The organism is Paraburkholderia sp. SIMBA_030, from assembly GCF_046535245.1.
Classification (GTDB): Bacteria; Pseudomonadota; Gammaproteobacteria; order Burkholderiales; family Burkholderiaceae; genus Paraburkholderia.
The window spans coordinates 1-231 of the sequence record NZ_JAWRXB010001758.1; the positions used below are offsets into that span (position 1 = coordinate 1).

General features: G+C 51.5%; 1 protein-coding gene. It reads right to left on the reverse strand.

The features are described 5' to 3' along the window. Positions 1-231: ATP-binding cassette domain-containing protein (locus tag SB772_RS46040; RefSeq protein ID WP_410839277.1), on the reverse strand; the 231-nt coding region annotated here is incomplete at both ends.

The window sequence follows — 231 nt, forward strand, 5'->3', positions numbered from 1 at the left end:
TCTTTATGCCCCATGATCACCGTATCCAGCACAGTGAACTCTTCAAAGGCAAACTGATCCTGACGCAGCTTACCAATGCGCTCGTTGGGATCGAGGGAAACGTTACCCAAAGTCGGCTCTAAGTCGCCGCCGAGGATCTTCATAAAGGTGGATTTACCACTACCGTTCGCGCCAATCAGGCCGTAACGGTTGCCGCCGCCAAATTTGACGGAAATGTTTTCAAACAACGGC